Raw genomic sequence first — 15,507 nt, 5'->3', positions numbered from 1 at the left:
CCACAATATGATGATTATTATACCTCAAAATTTTCTTAAAAACAGGGGGGAGCATTTAAAAAGTTGATTTTTATCGATAATGATAAGGAATTTTAATAAAATGTCAAAGAGATTTTTGACATTACGGTGCTCATTGAGAGGGAGAAATTATGGAGCATAAATTATTCGAACTTCACGCGGAAATGTGCCGGGTTTTTACCTCGCCTAAACGGCTGGAGATACTTAATCTTTTGAGAGAGAGAGAATTATCGGTGGGCGAATTAGCGGAAATGGCGGATATCCCCCAGTCAAATATTTCGCAGCATCTGAGTATCTTAAGGGAGAAAGGTATTGTTAAAACCCGGAGAGACGGCACAACAATCTATTATTCCCTGGTTGATCCAAAGATCGGCAAGGCCTTTGATATTATCAGGGAAATGTTACTTAAAAAATTAGCCCAGGCAGAAAAGTTATCTCAGGACATACGTAAAACCAAAAAGTGATAATTTAACAAAGGAGGGTCGAAATGGAGAATTTAATTTACATTATTTTGCTTATTATTCACAACATCGCCCTTGTCGGATGCGCCGCCGCTCCATTTTATAATTTAAGGCTTGTTAACCAGCGGGCCCAGTTTGGGAAGACACTGCATTATCAGCTTGATAAAGTGGTGGAGGATACTATCCAGGGATTGGAGCCTTTCTGCTGGACGTTTATGGCGTTGCTTTTTATTACAGGTTTTGGTTTTTCAGGGACACAATATATATTTCACGGACAGATGAAGGAATTCAGCCGGACTGTGTTTGCGGCTTTTATACTCAAACATGTTTTTGTCCTGGGCATGGCGGCGATAGCCGCTAATATTTCATTTTTTATTAATCCGAAAATAAAGGAGATATTTTTAAAATTTTCCCCGGATGTTAAACCGCCGGAGGATATGGCCGGGAAATTTTTCGAGCTTCGGGCAAAAAGAAAAAAATTATGCAAGATTTGCTTTGTCTTCGCGATTTTAATTTTAGCAATAAGTCCCATACTAAGATTCTATTAAACATTAAGAAAGGAAGAGATATGAAAATATTATTTATTATTAATGACGCGGGATATGGTTCTGAGAAGGCGTATAACGCGCTGCGGCTGGCAACGGCCATGCAAAAACAGCAGAAGGCCGAGATCCGCGTTTTTCTCATGGCGGACGCGGTAACTTGCGCCCTGCCGAACCAGTCAACACCAAACGGTTATTACAACATCGAAAATATGTTTAAAGGCCTGATAAAAGACGGGGCGCAGGTCAAGACATGCGGGACCTGTTCCGACGCTCGCGGCATCAGAAATCTTGCTATTATCGAAGGCGTTGAAATCAGCACAATGCTGCAATTGTCGAGCTGGGTAACAGAGGCCGATAAGGTGTTGACGTTTTAGGTTAGGAAGGTGTTGATATTTAATATGACTTTGATAAATATATTCATTTATTCTAATAAAAGAACGTAATAAAAATTTTGGAGGCAACGTATGAGAAAATTAATTATGAGGCTGGTCCGCTTTTCTATTGATTATCCTAAAACCGTTGTCGCTTTATCCGTGCTTTTAACGGTTTTATTTACCGCTCAATTCATGAAGATAAAGATTGACACGGATCCTGAAAACATGCTCAAGGCGGACGAGCCGGTAAGGATTTTTCATCAAAAAGTAAAAAAAGAATTCGGTATAAAAGAACTTATTGTCCTGGGTATCGTGAAAGACGGCGGAATTTTCAATCCGGACAGCCTTGAAAAAATAAAAAGAATCACAGATGAAATATTGAAAATAAAAGGCGTTATCGCGAATGATGTCCTGAGTATTACCGTAACCAATAATGTGGTATCCAGGGACGGGACGCTGAATGTCAGGCCTCCGATGGCGGAAGTTCCGAAAACGAATGATGAGCTTGAGAAACTAAAAAGGGAGATACTCGATAATCCGATGTTTAAAGACAGGCTTATTTCATCCGACGGCCGGGGTGCGGCTATTTATGTCCCGGTGGAAAGTAAAGATATCGCGCATGAAGTGGGAGAAAAAATAAAAGCGGTTTACGTGAAGGAAAAAGGGGCGGAAAAATATTACATGGCCGGCCTGCCGCTCGCGGAGGACACTTTTGGTTATGAGATGTTCATGCAGATGGGCATTTTCGCGCCGCTCGCGGGTGTTTTTTTAATGGTGGTTTTCTTTATCATATTTAAGAGATTTTCCCTGGTAATCCCGCCAATGATGGTCGCGATGTTTTCGGTAATATGGACTATGGGGGCGCTTATCGGATCCGGTTTTACGGTCCACATTATGTCATCTATGATACCGGTGTTTCTCATGCCTATCGCGATATGCGGGGCCGTGCATATTTTAAGCGATTTTTACGAACGTCTTCCCGTGGTTAAGGATAGAAAACAGGCGGTAATAGAGGTTTATGAAGAATTGGTTAAACCTTTATTTTTCGCGCCGATTACGACCGCGGTAGGTTTTGCCGACCTCGCGATAGCTCCCATCCCGCCGGTAAAGGTGTTTGGGCTTTTTATAGCGCTTGGAATAATAATTTCATGGCTTCTTTCAATGACATTTTTACCCGGCCTTATGATGCTTATAAAAGAAAAAAAGCCGATTGAAAAAGAAGAGGTTGGCAGCCGGATACTCGCGGGGATAGGTAAATTTTCACTCAATAAAAGTATGGCGGTAACAGTCTTTGGGGTGGTTCTTCTTGCTGTTTCCGTATACGGCATAAACCTGCTGGTTGTTAATGATAACCCCGTGAAATGGTTTAAAAAACATCATCCGATACGGGTCGCGGACAGAGAGCTTAATAAAGTGATCGGAGGAACATATATTTCATATCTGGTGCTGGAGGGAAACAATGAAGATGATATAAAACGGCCGGAGGTAATGCGTTATATTGAAAATACGCAGAAATATTTAGGCGCGAACAAGCTTGTCGGCAAGACAACGTCGGTGGCTGATATTGTAAAAAGAACAAACTATGTGCTTCACGATGAAAATAAAGAATATGACGCGCTGCCGGATGAAAAAGACGCTATTGGCCAGTATTTATTCCTGGTCCTATCATCTTCATCGCCGGATGAACTTGACAACTTTGTCGATTACAATTTTAAAAACGCGAATATCTGGGTCCAGCTTAAATCCGGCGACAACAGGGATATGTCCTCTGTTGTCCAGGATGTGGAAAATTACGTGAAATCAAATCCATTGCCCGAAGGTGTCCGAATGGAATGGTCCGGCCTTCCTTATCTTAATATTAAATGGCAGAACCTGATGGTGTCGGGAATGCTTGAAGCGACTCTAGGCACCTGGTGGATCGTTCTTGTTTTTATGGCCCTGCAGTTTCGCTCCATCTGGTGGGGCCTTGTCGGGATGGCGCCGCTTGGATTTTCCGTGGCTTTTAGTTACGGCCTTATGGGCCTTGTGGGAAAAGAATACGATATGCCTATCGCCGTGTGTTCGACCCTCGCGATCGGCCTTGGCGATGATTTTGCCATACATTTTATCTCCCGGTTCAGAGAAAGATTTGAAAAGCTTAAAGATTTAAAATCCGCCATGCAATGGACCATGGGCGGGGAACCCGCGCTTGCCATATTCAGAAACGCCGTAATTATCGGGGTAGGTTTTACGCCTATGGCGATCGCCTCTTTAACGCCTTACGTGACTGTGGGCCTGTTTTTCGGATCTCTGGCGTTTTTTTCAGGCATAATCACGCTGGTCTTTTTACCGGCGTTAATCGGGACTTTTAGAAAAGTATTGTTAGGCTCTGTGAAACAATAAAATAGAAAATTATGAACTCCTCCCAACCTCCTCTTTAAAAAAAGAGGAGGAGTAAGAGGAAAAAATCGTATTAAATTTACTGTTATTTCCTCTCTTTTTTCAAAGAGGGGATTAAGGGGAGTTCGAATTAAAATTGGAGGTAAATTTTATGAAAAAAATAATTACACTGGCACTTTCACTTACACTCGCGCTTTTTATTTCTGTTCACGCGGAGACGCGGGGAGAAGAAATCATCGCCAAGTCACAAGAGGCCTTTTATTACCAGGGCAAAAATTTAAAAGCGAGAGTATCAATGAACCTTGTTAATAAAGAAGGCAAAACACGAGGCAGGAAACTTATAATGCTGCGCAAGAATTTTGGAAGCGGGGAACAGAAATATTTCATCTATTTTGAGATGCCGCAGGATGTCCGGGGAATGACCTTTATGGTCCATAAACTGCCCGAGAAGGATGACCTGCGATGGCTTTTTATCCCGGCGCTTAAAATGGTCCGGCGCATCGCGGCAAGCGACAGGCGCTCAAGTTTCGTGGGTTCCGACTTTACCTATGAAGATGTGTCGGGAAGGGATATAAACGCCGATAAACACACTTTGAAGAAAGAGGATAAACTTAATGGGATGGATTGTTATGTTATTGAGAGTGTGCCGAACGAAAAAGATGAATTCTCGCGTAAAATTTCATGGATTGACAAGAATAATTATTTGCCCCGGCAGGAAGAATATTACAATACGCAGGGCGAATTATACAGGTCCTTCAATGCCGTGGAGATCAAAGATATTGACGGTTTCCCGACTGTGACAAAAAGGACCGTGAAAGATATTAAAACCGGGCATTATACCGAAGTTGTTTTTGACTTCATAAAATATAATATAGATATCGAAGATACTTTGTTTGAAGAACGGTTTATGCAGAACCCGCCCAGGAGGTTATTAGAATGAAAAAGCATATATTGCCTGCTCTTATTATAATAACATTTTTGTTAAATTACGCGAAGGCAAATGAAATTAGTTTACATGGTTTCGGCCTTGTTACTTATTCCGGCCGGACAAAAACCACTGATGAAAAAAGAGATTTAATTTTAGGCGAAGAAAGATTGCGTTTAAACCTCTCAGGTGCTTCGGAGGCCGGGAATGCCGGTTTTAACGCGAAAGCGGATTTTATTCATGACGGCATAAATAATGAAACAAAAGTGGATTTAAGGGAAGCATATGTTGATTTAATTGAAAAAAACTATGATGTCCGAATAGGCAGGCAGGTTATCACATGGGGGCTCGGAGATTTATTATTCATTAATGATATTTTTCCTAAAGACTGGAACGCCTTTTACGCGGGGCGGGATATGGAATATTTGAAACTCGGCGCGGAGGCCGTGAAATTAGGAATATATCCAAAGTTCGCGTCAATGGAATTAGTTGTTTTGCCGGCATTTCAGGCGGATGAAATGCCGTCTCCCGATAAGTTCATTTTTAATGATCCGTTCGCGGGTATGAATAATAAAAGTATTATAAGGCCTGATAAGAAAATCAGGGATATGGAACTCGCGTCAAGGATTTACAGGCGAATTGGTTCAGGGGATATGTCTATTTACGCGTATAAAGGATTTTATCATACACCAAAAGTAAATATCTATGACAGTCTTAGTGTAAATTATTTTTATCCAAAACTTAATGCCTATGGCGCGAGCTGTCAGCTAAACGGATTGGGAGGTGTTATAAGCGTGGAAGGCGGGTATTATGATTCCCGGTATGACAAAAATGGCGAAAATTTCTTTATTGATAATTCAAAATATAAGGCTCTTTTGGGTTATGGGCGGCAAATAACAAACCAATTGCATCTCGGCCTGCAATATTATAATGAAATAACGCGGGATTATAATAAATACAAAGAAAATCTCCCGCAAGGTTTTCCCCGGGAAGAAAAAACAAAACAAATCTTAACGCTTCGCCTGACACAATTTTTAAAATATGAGTCCTGGAAATTATCGTTATTCACTTTTTATGGAATAGATGAAAAAGATTCCATGCTCATTCCAGAAGCAATGTATAAATTCAGCGATGAATTGGCCTTGACAATCGGAGGAAATATTATTGACGGGGATAAGGAATGGACAACCTTCGGACAGTTTAAAGAAAATGATAATGTTTATATGAGAATGAAATATGATTATTAAATGAAGACAATTACGAACTCCTCCCGGCCTCCTCTTTAAAAAAAGAGGAGGAGAAGAAGTTTCCCCTCTTTTTTTAAAGAGGGGATCAAGGGGAGTTCGGATTGATTGACAAAGGAGGATCATCTAATGATATGCGATATAAAGAACATGACAATGGAACGATGGCTGCGTTTAATCGCGGGAACTTTTATCTTAATAAGCCTGGCCCTGGTTTACTATCACAGCAAAAATTGGCTGTGGTTTACGGGATTTATAGGGCTTAATTTATTCCAGTCCGGACTTACAAACTGGTGTCCGATGATGAATATCCTTAGAGCGTGTGGTGTAAAATAATCAGTAATAATTTTAACATATTGACTTCAAACATGTTTACTTTATAATATCTGATGATGAACTTATTGCAGGTATTCATCGCAGTTCAATGACTGAGCTTACAGAATGGAGTATAGCGGCAGATAAGGTATTTACTTTTTAGGAGAAAATATGGGTAAAACAGTAGTTATTTTAGGCGGCGGTTCAGGCGGTATTGCCGCAGCCAATATACTTAGAAAAAATTTAAAAAAAGAACACAGGGTGATTTTGATAGATAAAAATTCATATCATTATTTCGCGCCTTCTTTTCTTTGGTATATATTTGGTTCGCGGACTCAGGATCAGGTTAGGAGAAAAATTGATGTTCTTAAAAATAAAGGGATTGAATATATAAAAGCCGATATATCGGGAATAGATATTGAAAGAAAGGCTGTGCATACGAATGTAAAAGATATTTCTTATGATTATCTTATTATTGCATTAGGGGCTGAACTTGATTTGGATATTATACCGGGATTCAACGAAGCAGCCTATAGTTTTTATAACTTTGAAGAGTGTGTGAGATTAAAAGATAATTTGAAAAATTTTTCGAATGGGAATGTTGCCGTTGTCATTTCAAGCATGCCCTTTAAATGCCCTGCTGCGCCTTATGAAATGGCGGTTTTGCTGGATTACTATTTTAAGAAAAATAAGAAATAAGTTCAATATAAATATTTATACTCCAGAATCCCAGCCGATGCCGACGGCGGGCCCTGAAATGGGAGAGGTCTTAAAACAGATATTAAAAGAAAGAAACATAATTTTTAATCCTGGGTTAAAATTAAAATTTATAGATACTCAAAATAAAGAATTAAATTTTGAGAACGGCAGAAAAGAAAAATTCGATTATTTAATCGGCATCCCCCCGCACAGGGCGCCAAAGGCAGTCAAAGATGCTGGGCTAACTAATGAGACGGGTTGGGTACCTGTTAACGCAAAGATACTCCAGACAAAATATGCCGATGTCTACGCGCTAGGAGATATAACAACAATTAAACTTTTAGGAAGATACAAGCCGGATGTTCCTTTAAACTTGCCAAAGGCGGGAGTATTTGCCCATTACCAGGCGGAAGTTGTTGCTCATAATATAATTTCCGAGATTAATAGCGGTTCTCACACGGAAGAATTTGGCGGTAAGGGATATTGTTTTGTTGAATTGGGTGGTGGCGTTGCAGGGTATGCCAGCGGAAATTTTTACGCTGAGCCAAAACCGGAGGTAGATTTAAAAAAACCGTCGAAATTATGGCACTGGGGAAAAGTTCTTTTTGAAAAATGGTGGTTTTGGAGGTGGTTTTGATTATTAAAGGAAAGATAAATTAGGGTCAAGTTGACTTTTGTATGCACTTTGCATATAATTGTATGCAAAGTGCAAATAATAAAAAAGTAAGATGATAAAATCAACAAAAAATAGAGCAAGATTATTAAGGCTTTTTTTTACGAACTCGGAACAATCTTATTACATGCAGGAGATTGGAAGGATTTTTGGCAAGAAGCCCGGCAATTTCCAGAGAACCATTAATAATATGGAGAAAGAAGGTATATTGCTAAGTGAATATAAAGCCAACGCCAGATATTTTAAGGTAAATAAGGATTATCCTTTTTATAAAGAATTAAAAAATATAGTTTTTAAAACAGTGGGTATAGCCGGTTCGCTTAAGGAGGTTTTAGATAAAATTGGGAAGATTTCTTATGCCTTTATTTACGGTTCTTACGCAAAAGCCAAAGAAAATTATCTATCAGACATAGATCTTTTTATAATTGGAAATTGTAATGAAGACAAGCTTATCACAGAATTGGATAAACTTGAGGAATTTTTAAAAAGAGAGATTAACTATAAATTGTATTCAGCGAAAGAATTTAAAAAAGAAATCATGCAAAAAAAACCTTTTTTACTGGAGATATTAAAAGACAAAAAAATAATGATAATGGGAGTTGAAAATGAATTACGAAAAATTCTTAAAGGATAACCTTATTAAAGAACAAAAACCGGATTTCAAGCAAATTGAAAAACAGTTAAAGAGAGCTGACAAGGATTTAAAAACCGCCGAATCAGTTTTATCTATGGATATAACATGGTCATATGCTATTTCCTACCATGCTATGATAAGAGCCGGCAAGGCGTTAATGTATTCCAAAGGTTATCTTCCCACAACAAGAAACACACATAAAACTATTGTTGAATTTACAAGAACAATACTTGGTGAAGAATATGAAAATATTACCAGCCGTTTCAACCGTATGCGGAGACAACGGCATGATTTTATATATGATTCAGAAAATGGAATAACAACATCCGAAGCAAAATCAGCAGTTGATACTGCAAAAAAATTAATAGATAAAATAAAAATCCTTGTTTCGAAAGAAAATCCGCAAAAGGATTTACTGGAAAATTTAGACGAAAATTATAGGGCTTAATTTATTTCAGTCCGGACTTACAAACTGGTGTTCGATGATGAATATATTAAGAGCCTGTGGAGTAAATAAACAATGAAACCATTAAATGAACACTGGAACGAGATATTCAAAAACACAGACGAGGATAAACTGGGATGGTATGAAAAAGATTTTTCTCAAGTCTTAAAATTTTTAGACATTGCCCCGGAATGGAGAAATTCAAAAATATTTATTCCGGGGGCCGGGACTTCAGGCCTGATTGATATACTTTTAAAATCAAATGCTAAGCTTGTTTTAAACGATTTGAGTTCGGAGGCGATTGAAAAGGCGAAAAATAAATGTGGTGAAAAAACAGGCAATATTCAATGGCTTTGCCGGGATATTTCGAAGCCGCTGCCTTCAGAATTGAACGATGTTGATATCTGGATTGACAGGGCGGTATTGCATTTTTTAACTGATGACATCTGCGTTGAACAATATTTTAAAAATGTTAACGCGGCCGTGAAATCCGGCGGGCACGCGATCTTCGCCGAATTTTCAAAAACAGGCGCGACAGGATGCGCGGGCCTCGATGTAAGAAGATATGATATCCGGGATCTGGAGAAAAACCTTCCCGCGTTTAAATTAATCGCGAATGAAGAATACACCTTTATAAACCCGAAAGGCGACCCGAGGCCGTATATTTACGCCTTGTTTAAAAAAATATAAAATTATTAAAAAATCCGCTTGACAAATTTATAAATCCGCTTATACTTATTTTAGCAAGTAAACAATATTGTATACCTAATGAAATGACATTTAAAGATTTATATAAGACATTAGAAAAAAATAAGTATTATATTTTTTCCAACGAAGATATTCTGGCTTTTTATCCCGGCGAAGAAAGAACCAATTTAAAAACGATGCTATACAGGTGGGTAAAAAAAGGATGGATTTATTCTTTGAAAAGAGGATTGTATGAACTTACCTATCCTAAAGATTTTGTTGTAAGCGATATGTATATTGCCAATAAGCTATATAACCCGTCTTATGTGTCATTGGAAACAGCTTTATCTAATTACAGCATTATCCCTGAGGTATCAATGGCGGTAACCTCACTTACAACAAAACCTACGAGAAAATTTAAAAATAAACACGGCCTTTTTATCTATCGCGCCGTTAAACCAACGGCCTTTACAGGGTACTATGTAGAAAAACACGGTGACTTTAATATCCTTATTGCCGAACCGGAAAAGGCTTTGATTGATTTTTTATATTTTAAGGCATATCGTAATAATAAAATTAATTTAAAAGATGAAAGGCTGGACAGGGATATAATTTCCCGCCTTAGCGGAAAAAAATTAAATAAATACGCGAAATTATACAATTTTAATTTAAAGGAACTATATGCTTACCTATGAATCTTTGATAGAACAGGCTAAAATCAGGGGGATGCCTCATACGAAGATGCGTGGAATTTTAAGGGAATATCTTCAAATCCTTATTTTAAAAGAACTTTCCAAAAGTGAATCAGGTAAAAAACTTTACTTTACGGGAGGAACATATCTCAGATTAGTTCACAATCTTAAAAGGTTTTCGGAAGATTTGGATTTCAATACCAATGCGATAACGGAAACGGAATTTGAGCAATTGCTTGAAAGAACAGGAGAAGCGTTAGGGAAAGCCGGTATCGAGACGAAAATAGAATTTGCCCATTGGGACAATATCTACGTTTCAAAATTAATTTTCTCCGCGATTGAAATGATTTATAGTGTCATGTCAAAATATTCAAAAAAAGAAGGGATAACAATAAAAGTCGAGACCAATAATTTAAAACATAAAATAAAAACAGAAACCCAGGTAATATCAGGCTTTGGCGAATTTTATCCTTGTGTATGCACGGATAAGAGTGTTTTGTTCGCGGATAAAATAGACGCGCTTTTTAATAAAAACAGGGCGCGGGACATATATGATATCATTTTTATGCTTTCAAACAAATACCCAGTTGATAAAAATGCTTTAAAGCTTCTGGGTGTAAAAATTGATCCGGATAAAGCTATTTATGATGCGATAAAAAAAATTCCACAGGCTGAATTAAAAAAACAAGCGGAAATATTAAGGCCGTTTCTTTTTGAGGAAAGCGAAGCGGATTTGATTTTAAACGCGCAAAAAATAATACCGGCACTTTTGGAAAAATATAATAAATAAACTTAGAGTAAAAATTTTTCCAAACTCAATATTTAATATGGTTTTGCCGGGATATATCTATTCCGCTTCCACCGGTGCAAAATCCTAATCTATTTATTTTATTTTTCTGCAAATAGTTAGTATCGCTGGAAACCAACGATAAAATAAGAAAGATGGTATTTGATTGAATTTATATTCTACCCCTTTTTAACGCGATATTCCATTCATTTTTTAAAATCCTTCGGAAAATACACCCTCGAAAAATATTCTTGACTGCTTTAATTTAGTTTGGGATAATAGATTTGGAGGTAACAATGAATAAAACAGAAATATTGCAGGATATAAGAAAACTAAACGTAATAGAAAGATTGAATATTATAACAGATATTTGGGATGAAATAAAAGAATCTAAGGAATTGTATCCTGTGTCTGATGAAGAAAAAAGGCTTCTTGTTAACAGGCTGGCAAACTACAGGGCAAATCCGGGCTCCGCTTCGGATTGGGCAAATCTAAAACAGGAAGCGTATAAAAAACATGATAAAAAAGGTTAAATTTGCCCAGGAAGCATCTTTGGAATTTCGTGATTCTGTCGATTGGTATGAATCAAAAGCAAGAGGCCTCGGCCTCAGATTTACGGATGAAACAGACAGTACAATAGAGAGAATAAAATTAAATCCCGATTTATACCCGTCAGTTGTTGAAGACATAAAAAGAATACAGTTAAACAAGTTTCCATTCTCAATATTCTACAAAGTTGAAAATGATATTCTGGTTATACTCCGTATATTTCATAATAAGAGAAAACCTATAGAGTGGTAATTTCCCGAATAATCCCATTCTCTTCACTATTGTTTCCCTATCAATTAGGATAAACGCGGAGGAGGTATAAACTATGACTATAAAATTAATAAAAAATAATAAAGATTACGAAGAAACGTTAAAAAGGATCGAAAAAATATGGGACGCGAAGAAAAATACGTTGGAAGGAGATGAACTGGAAATTTTATCGCTTTTAGTGGAAAATTATGAGCGGCGCCATTATCCCGTCTTGCCGCCTGATCCGGTAGAGGCAATTAAATTCAGGATGGAGCAAATGGGATTAAAAAAATCCGACCTGATTCCTTACCTGGGCGGGCGTAACCGTGTGTCTGAAATTTTAAATAAAAAAAGACATTTGACGGTAAAAATGATTAAATTGTTATATCAAAATCTTAATATACCCGCCGAATCCTTAATTGGATAAATTCTTGACAAAATTGATTTGTGTTTTAGCATAAATTATTGTATAATAACCCTGTATATTATACTAATTTGCATTAAAACAGGGGGTATTTATGAAAAGGGATATTGAAAAGGAATTATATTTTTGGAAGAATCAGAAAGATAGAATGCCCTTACTTGTAAGGGGAGCGCGGCAGGTTGGGAAAAGTTATGTGATAGAAAATTTCGGAAAAAGGGCTTTCAAAAATCTTGTTGTCGTTAATTTCGAGTTTCAGCCGGAACTAAAACAATGTTTTACCACCCTCGATCCCATCGATATTATTAACAAACTCCAGCTCATAATGGGTGTAAATATCGAAGAAGAAAACACGCTATTGTTTCTGGATGAAATACAGGAATGTCCGGACGCGATAATGGCGTTACGTTATTTCAAAGAAAAGAAAGAGCGAATTGCGGTAATCGGAGCGGGTTCGCTTGTGGAATTCGCGTTAAAGAGTCCCGGTTTCAGGATGCCCGTGGGAAGAGTTCAGTTTCTTTATCTTGAACCTCTATCGTTTGGCGAGTTCTTGTCCGTGTCGGGTAATCAGCCATTACGCGATTACCTTGGCGGTATTAAATTGGACGGCAATTTTGATGAGGCGGTTCACCGTAAGCTTCTGGAATTATTGCGTTTGTATCTTATTTCAGGGGGAATGCCGGCCGTCGTTAAGGATTACATTGAAAACAAAGATCTTTTGAATTGCCAGAGGATACAGAATTCGCTCCTGCAGACATATCGCAATGATTTCGGAAAATACGCAAAACTTTCTGAAAATAAATATCTTCAAAAAATATTCGACACGGCGCCGCGTCTGGTGGGAAGCAGGATAAAATATTCAAACATCGACCCTGAAAGCAGGTCGGCCGATTTAAAGAAGGCGTTGAATCTATTGATTCTGGCCGGGATAATAAAACCGGTTTATGCCACGAGCGCCTCCGGGATTCTTCTCGGGGCACAGATAAAAGAATCAAAATTCAAAATAAACTTTTTGGATGTGGGCCTCATGCAAAACGTGTCGGGCCTGCAGGCCGAGCTTGCCGTGGCAAAAGACCTGATGCAGATCAATTCGGGCGCGGTAGCCGAGCAGTTTATCGGCCAGGAATTGACGGCGTATCTTGACAGATACATCAACTATCAGCTCTTTTTCTGGGCAAGGGATAAAAAAAGGAGCCTGGCGGAGGTTGACTATGTTATCAATATAGGTTCAACAATTTTACCCGTGGAGGTGAAGGCCGGGAAGACCGGAACATTAAGATCATTGAAAGTATTTCTCGAAGAAAAAAAATCCCCCTTTGGCGTAAGATTTTCGCAGGACCAGCCTTCTTATTATGATAAGGTCCTGACGCTTCCTTTATATATGGCGGAACAATTGCCGAGGCTCGCCAATTTCTTGCTGAAGTAAAAATAATACTGCAAGGAAAATATTCGGGTAATTAGCGCCCGCAAATTCCTGAGCGGGCTTGTGTGAATAAAATTTTTGGCCTTTAGGATTTTTTAGAAAAGAATGTATAACTATGCTAAAATAAATGATAAAAAAACATTGAATTGGACAAACTTCCATGAAACACGTTTATCTCGATTACAACGCGACGACGCCGGTTCATCCTCTTTCCGTGAAAGAGATGAACAAGTACACGGAAAAATATTTCGGGAATCCGTCAAGCGGCCACTGGTTTGGATTAAAGGCGAAAGAGGGTGTTGAAAAAGCAAGGCAAAGAGCCGCGTCGCTTCTTGAATGCAAGCCGGATGAAATAATTTTTACATCCGGCGGGACAGAGTCGAATAATTATGTTATATTAGGCGCCGCAAGAACGTTCGGGAAAAAAGGCAGCCATATAATAACGAGCGTAATCGAGCATCCGGCGGTTATAAATCCGTGCAGGTATCTGGAGAAAAATGGTTTTAGCGTCACATATCTACCTGTTGACAAATACGGCATGGTTGACCCGGACGACGTTGAAAAAGCGATAAGGCCCTCGACAATTCTTATTACAATAATGCACGCGAACAATGAGACCGGCACAATCCAGCCGATCGCCGAAATTTCAAGGATCGCGAGAGAAAAAAATATTTTGTTCCATACGGACGCGGCGCAGAGCGTGGGAAAAATCCCCACGAGAGTTAACGAATTAGGTGTTGATTTTTTGTCGATAGCAGGCCATAAACTTTACGCTCCCAAGGGAGCCGGGGCTTTATTTATGAGGCAGGGAATAAAGATTGAACCTTTGATGTATGGCGCGGGACATGAAAGAGGACTGCGACCCGGCACCGAAAATGTCATTGAGATCGCGGGCCTTGGCAAATCCTGTGAAATCATGGGAAAGACAATGCCGGAAAATTCAAAGAGGATAAAAAAATTACGGGACAAACTTTTCCAGGGATTGATAAATAAAGGCATAAAGGTAAAATTGAACGGCCATCCTGAAAAAAGACTGCCGAATACATTAAATATAAGTTTTATAGGAACAGACAGCCATGAGTTATTAAAAAGGATTCCTTACATCGCGGTATCAACCGGCTCTGCCTGTCATTCAAACTCAAAACAGCCTTCCTCAGTTTTAACCGCGATGGGTGTATCTCCCGAAGACGCGTTCGGAGCGGTCAGATTCAGCCTAGGGATATGGACAACAGATGAAGAAATTGATTACGCTATTGGAAAATATTTGGAGGTTCTTTTATCTTGACTCAAATATCAGGTTATATAATATAAAATATGAATAAGGTAAGAAAAGCTCTAATATTAACAGTAGTCCTGATAACTTTATTAATTTCAATGACAATAGGAATTGTTTTTCTTTCATAAAAAAATAAGGAACAAAAAATTAGAATATTTTAATAAATATTTAATATTCTTTTAATCATAAATAAAATATAATGATAAGTAAATTTAATAATTTCAGGATATTTTATTTTGTTAAAATAAAGGAAACATGAAAAAATTTTTAACCTCAATTCTAGTTTTAATCACGTTGCTTCTTTTTGCATCGGAAGGATTCCGCAAAAGTTCCGAGAATAATGGAGGTTTTGAAAGCCATTGTGCCGTCTGCTGTGTCGCTTCATGCTGCAACACCTCTGTAACCCTAAAAAGTGAAATTTTTATATCTTCGCACCCAGTTGTAACTACTATTTGTCTCAATCATTTTATTCCTCTCAAAAACCTCGCACCTTGTGACATCGAACAGCCCCCTAAATCCCTGCTTTCCTAAAATCATTACTGTCTTTTTACGCTCTTTTTTAAATCGATCAATTATTTGAAAACCATGATAATGTCAAAATAGGTATGAAAGGAATGAAAGTTTTGAAACGGGGTAAATTTTAGATTTCTCCCTTTAGAAAAGGGAGATTAAGAGGGATTTGAGAGAATTGGCAAGTGTATTTAACACGAT

General features: G+C 38.1%; 19 protein-coding genes. All 19 read left to right on the top strand.

The genetic code is table 11. The features are described 5' to 3' along the window. Positions 1 to 149 precede the first annotated feature (149 nt). Entirely contained in the window at positions 150 to 482 is a 333-nt protein-coding gene (locus tag AB1498_13185; protein ID MEW6089245.1) for a metalloregulator ArsR/SmtB family transcription factor, read from the top strand. A 23-nt stretch (positions 483 to 505) separates the two neighbouring features. Next, complete coding sequence (locus AB1498_13180; protein ID MEW6089244.1) at positions 506 to 1,027, top strand: hypothetical protein; 522 nt, start codon at positions 506 to 508, stop codon at positions 1,025 to 1,027. Between the two features lie 20 nt (positions 1,028 to 1,047). Beyond that, a complete protein-coding gene (locus AB1498_13175) occupies positions 1,048 to 1,398 on the top strand; it encodes a DsrE family protein (protein MEW6089243.1) in 351 nt (116 codons plus the stop codon). A 90-nt stretch (positions 1,399 to 1,488) separates the two neighbouring features. Next, positions 1,489 to 3,780 carry an MMPL family transporter gene (locus tag AB1498_13170; GenBank protein ID MEW6089242.1) on the top strand — a complete coding sequence of 764 codons (2,292 nt, stop codon included), beginning with the start codon at positions 1,489 to 1,491 and terminating at the stop codon, positions 3,778 to 3,780. A gap of 148 nt (positions 3,781 to 3,928) precedes the next feature. After that, positions 3,929 to 4,717, top strand: coding sequence for an outer membrane lipoprotein-sorting protein (locus AB1498_13165; protein ID MEW6089241.1), 789 nt, complete (start codon positions 3,929 to 3,931; stop codon positions 4,715 to 4,717). Further along, a complete protein-coding gene (locus tag AB1498_13160) occupies positions 4,714 to 5,949 on the top strand; it encodes a DUF1302 family protein (GenBank protein ID MEW6089240.1) in 1,236 nt (411 codons plus the stop codon). The genes AB1498_13165 and AB1498_13160 overlap by 4 nt, the downstream gene beginning before the upstream one ends. Positions 5,950 to 6,096: 147 nt before the next feature. Continuing rightward, complete coding sequence (locus AB1498_13155; GenBank protein ID MEW6089239.1) at positions 6,097 to 6,282, top strand: DUF2892 domain-containing protein; 186 nt, start codon at positions 6,097 to 6,099, stop codon at positions 6,280 to 6,282. A 150-nt stretch (positions 6,283 to 6,432) separates the two neighbouring features. Then, complete coding sequence (locus tag AB1498_13150; protein MEW6089238.1) at positions 6,433 to 6,960, top strand: FAD-dependent oxidoreductase; 528 nt, start codon at positions 6,433 to 6,435, stop codon at positions 6,958 to 6,960. Further along, complete coding sequence (locus AB1498_13145) at positions 6,911 to 7,597, top strand: FAD/NAD(P)-binding oxidoreductase (protein ID MEW6089237.1); 687 nt, start codon at positions 6,911 to 6,913, stop codon at positions 7,595 to 7,597. The genes AB1498_13150 and AB1498_13145 overlap by 50 nt, the downstream gene beginning before the upstream one ends. 91 nt (positions 7,598 to 7,688) lie before the next feature. Continuing rightward, on the top strand, positions 7,689 to 8,267 hold the full coding sequence (locus AB1498_13140) for a nucleotidyltransferase domain-containing protein (GenBank protein ID MEW6089236.1): 579 nt from the start codon (positions 7,689 to 7,691) through the stop codon (positions 8,265 to 8,267). Continuing rightward, positions 8,239 to 8,715: a HEPN domain-containing protein gene (locus AB1498_13135; GenBank protein MEW6089235.1), complete on the top strand. Its 477-nt coding sequence runs from the start codon at positions 8,239 to 8,241 to the stop codon at positions 8,713 to 8,715. Before AB1498_13140 ends, AB1498_13135 begins: the two co-directional genes overlap by 29 nt. 72 nt (positions 8,716 to 8,787) lie before the next feature. Continuing rightward, positions 8,788 to 9,402: a class I SAM-dependent methyltransferase gene (locus tag AB1498_13130; protein MEW6089234.1), complete on the top strand. Its 615-nt coding sequence runs from the start codon at positions 8,788 to 8,790 to the stop codon at positions 9,400 to 9,402. A gap of 83 nt (positions 9,403 to 9,485) precedes the next feature. Beyond that, positions 9,486 to 10,094 carry a hypothetical protein gene (locus tag AB1498_13125; protein MEW6089233.1) on the top strand — a complete coding sequence of 203 codons (609 nt, stop codon included), beginning with the start codon at positions 9,486 to 9,488 and terminating at the stop codon, positions 10,092 to 10,094. Then, on the top strand, positions 10,081 to 10,881 hold the full coding sequence (locus AB1498_13120; GenBank protein MEW6089232.1) for a nucleotidyl transferase AbiEii/AbiGii toxin family protein: 801 nt from the start codon (positions 10,081 to 10,083) through the stop codon (positions 10,879 to 10,881). The genes AB1498_13125 and AB1498_13120 overlap by 14 nt, the downstream gene beginning before the upstream one ends. A gap of 293 nt (positions 10,882 to 11,174) precedes the next feature. Then, positions 11,175 to 11,411, top strand: a complete 237-nt coding sequence (locus AB1498_13115; GenBank protein MEW6089231.1) for an addiction module protein — start codon at positions 11,175 to 11,177, stop codon at positions 11,409 to 11,411. Next, on the top strand, positions 11,395 to 11,679 hold the full coding sequence (locus AB1498_13110; GenBank protein ID MEW6089230.1) for a type II toxin-antitoxin system RelE/ParE family toxin: 285 nt from the start codon (positions 11,395 to 11,397) through the stop codon (positions 11,677 to 11,679). Before AB1498_13115 ends, AB1498_13110 begins: the two co-directional genes overlap by 17 nt. Before the next feature lie 73 nt (positions 11,680 to 11,752). Then, entirely contained in the window at positions 11,753 to 12,103 is a 351-nt protein-coding gene (locus AB1498_13105; GenBank protein MEW6089229.1) for a transcriptional regulator, read from the top strand. Positions 12,104 to 12,194: 91 nt separating this feature from the next. Then, the gene (locus tag AB1498_13100; GenBank protein MEW6089228.1) at positions 12,195 to 13,523 is read left to right on the top strand and encodes an AAA family ATPase; all 1,329 of its coding nucleotides are present in this window, start codon (positions 12,195 to 12,197) and stop codon (positions 13,521 to 13,523) included. Between the two features lie 157 nt (positions 13,524 to 13,680). Continuing rightward, positions 13,681 to 14,805, top strand: coding sequence for a cysteine desulfurase family protein (locus tag AB1498_13095; GenBank protein MEW6089227.1), 1,125 nt, complete (start codon positions 13,681 to 13,683; stop codon positions 14,803 to 14,805). The last annotated feature ends 702 nt before the right edge of the window (positions 14,806 to 15,507 follow it).

It is taken from the genome of bacterium, from assembly GCA_040754625.1.
Lineage (GTDB): Bacteria > JACRDZ01 > JAQUKH01 > JAQUKH01 > JAQUKH01 > JAQUKH01.
This window is presented reverse-complemented; position numbering and strand designations above follow the sequence as displayed.

Bases quoted from the DNA above. Each gene is read 5' to 3' on its own strand.
- AB1498_13160 (MEW6089240.1), top strand. From the start codon at position 4,714: ATGAAAAAGCATATATTGCCTGCTCTTATTATAATAACATTTTTGTTA.
- AB1498_13130 (MEW6089234.1), top strand. From the start codon at position 8,788: ATGAAACCATTAAATGAACACTGGAACGAGATATTCAAAAACACAGAC.
- AB1498_13170 (MEW6089242.1), top strand. From the start codon at position 1,489: ATGAGAAAATTAATTATGAGGCTGGTCCGCTTTTCTATTGATTATCCT.
- AB1498_13165 (MEW6089241.1), top strand. From the start codon at position 3,929: ATGAAAAAAATAATTACACTGGCACTTTCACTTACACTCGCGCTTTTT.
- AB1498_13140 (MEW6089236.1), top strand. From the start codon at position 7,689: ATGATAAAATCAACAAAAAATAGAGCAAGATTATTAAGGCTTTTTTTT.
- AB1498_13125 (MEW6089233.1), top strand. From the start codon at position 9,486: ATGACATTTAAAGATTTATATAAGACATTAGAAAAAAATAAGTATTAT.
- AB1498_13095 (MEW6089227.1), top strand. From the start codon at position 13,681: ATGAAACACGTTTATCTCGATTACAACGCGACGACGCCGGTTCATCCT.
- AB1498_13175 (MEW6089243.1), top strand. From the start codon at position 1,048: ATGAAAATATTATTTATTATTAATGACGCGGGATATGGTTCTGAGAAG.
- AB1498_13185 (MEW6089245.1), top strand. From the start codon at position 150: ATGGAGCATAAATTATTCGAACTTCACGCGGAAATGTGCCGGGTTTTT.
- AB1498_13180 (MEW6089244.1), top strand. From the start codon at position 506: ATGGAGAATTTAATTTACATTATTTTGCTTATTATTCACAACATCGCC.
- AB1498_13150 (MEW6089238.1), top strand. From the start codon at position 6,433: ATGGGTAAAACAGTAGTTATTTTAGGCGGCGGTTCAGGCGGTATTGCC.
- AB1498_13115 (MEW6089231.1), top strand. From the start codon at position 11,175: ATGAATAAAACAGAAATATTGCAGGATATAAGAAAACTAAACGTAATA.
- AB1498_13105 (MEW6089229.1), top strand. From the start codon at position 11,753: ATGACTATAAAATTAATAAAAAATAATAAAGATTACGAAGAAACGTTA.
- AB1498_13120 (MEW6089232.1), top strand. From the start codon at position 10,081: ATGCTTACCTATGAATCTTTGATAGAACAGGCTAAAATCAGGGGGATG.
- AB1498_13110 (MEW6089230.1), top strand. From the start codon at position 11,395: ATGATAAAAAAGGTTAAATTTGCCCAGGAAGCATCTTTGGAATTTCGT.
- AB1498_13145 (MEW6089237.1), top strand. From the start codon at position 6,911: ATGAAATGGCGGTTTTGCTGGATTACTATTTTAAGAAAAATAAGAAAT.
- AB1498_13100 (MEW6089228.1), top strand. From the start codon at position 12,195: ATGAAAAGGGATATTGAAAAGGAATTATATTTTTGGAAGAATCAGAAA.
- AB1498_13155 (MEW6089239.1), top strand. From the start codon at position 6,097: ATGACAATGGAACGATGGCTGCGTTTAATCGCGGGAACTTTTATCTTA.
- AB1498_13135 (MEW6089235.1), top strand. From the start codon at position 8,239: ATGAATTACGAAAAATTCTTAAAGGATAACCTTATTAAAGAACAAAAA.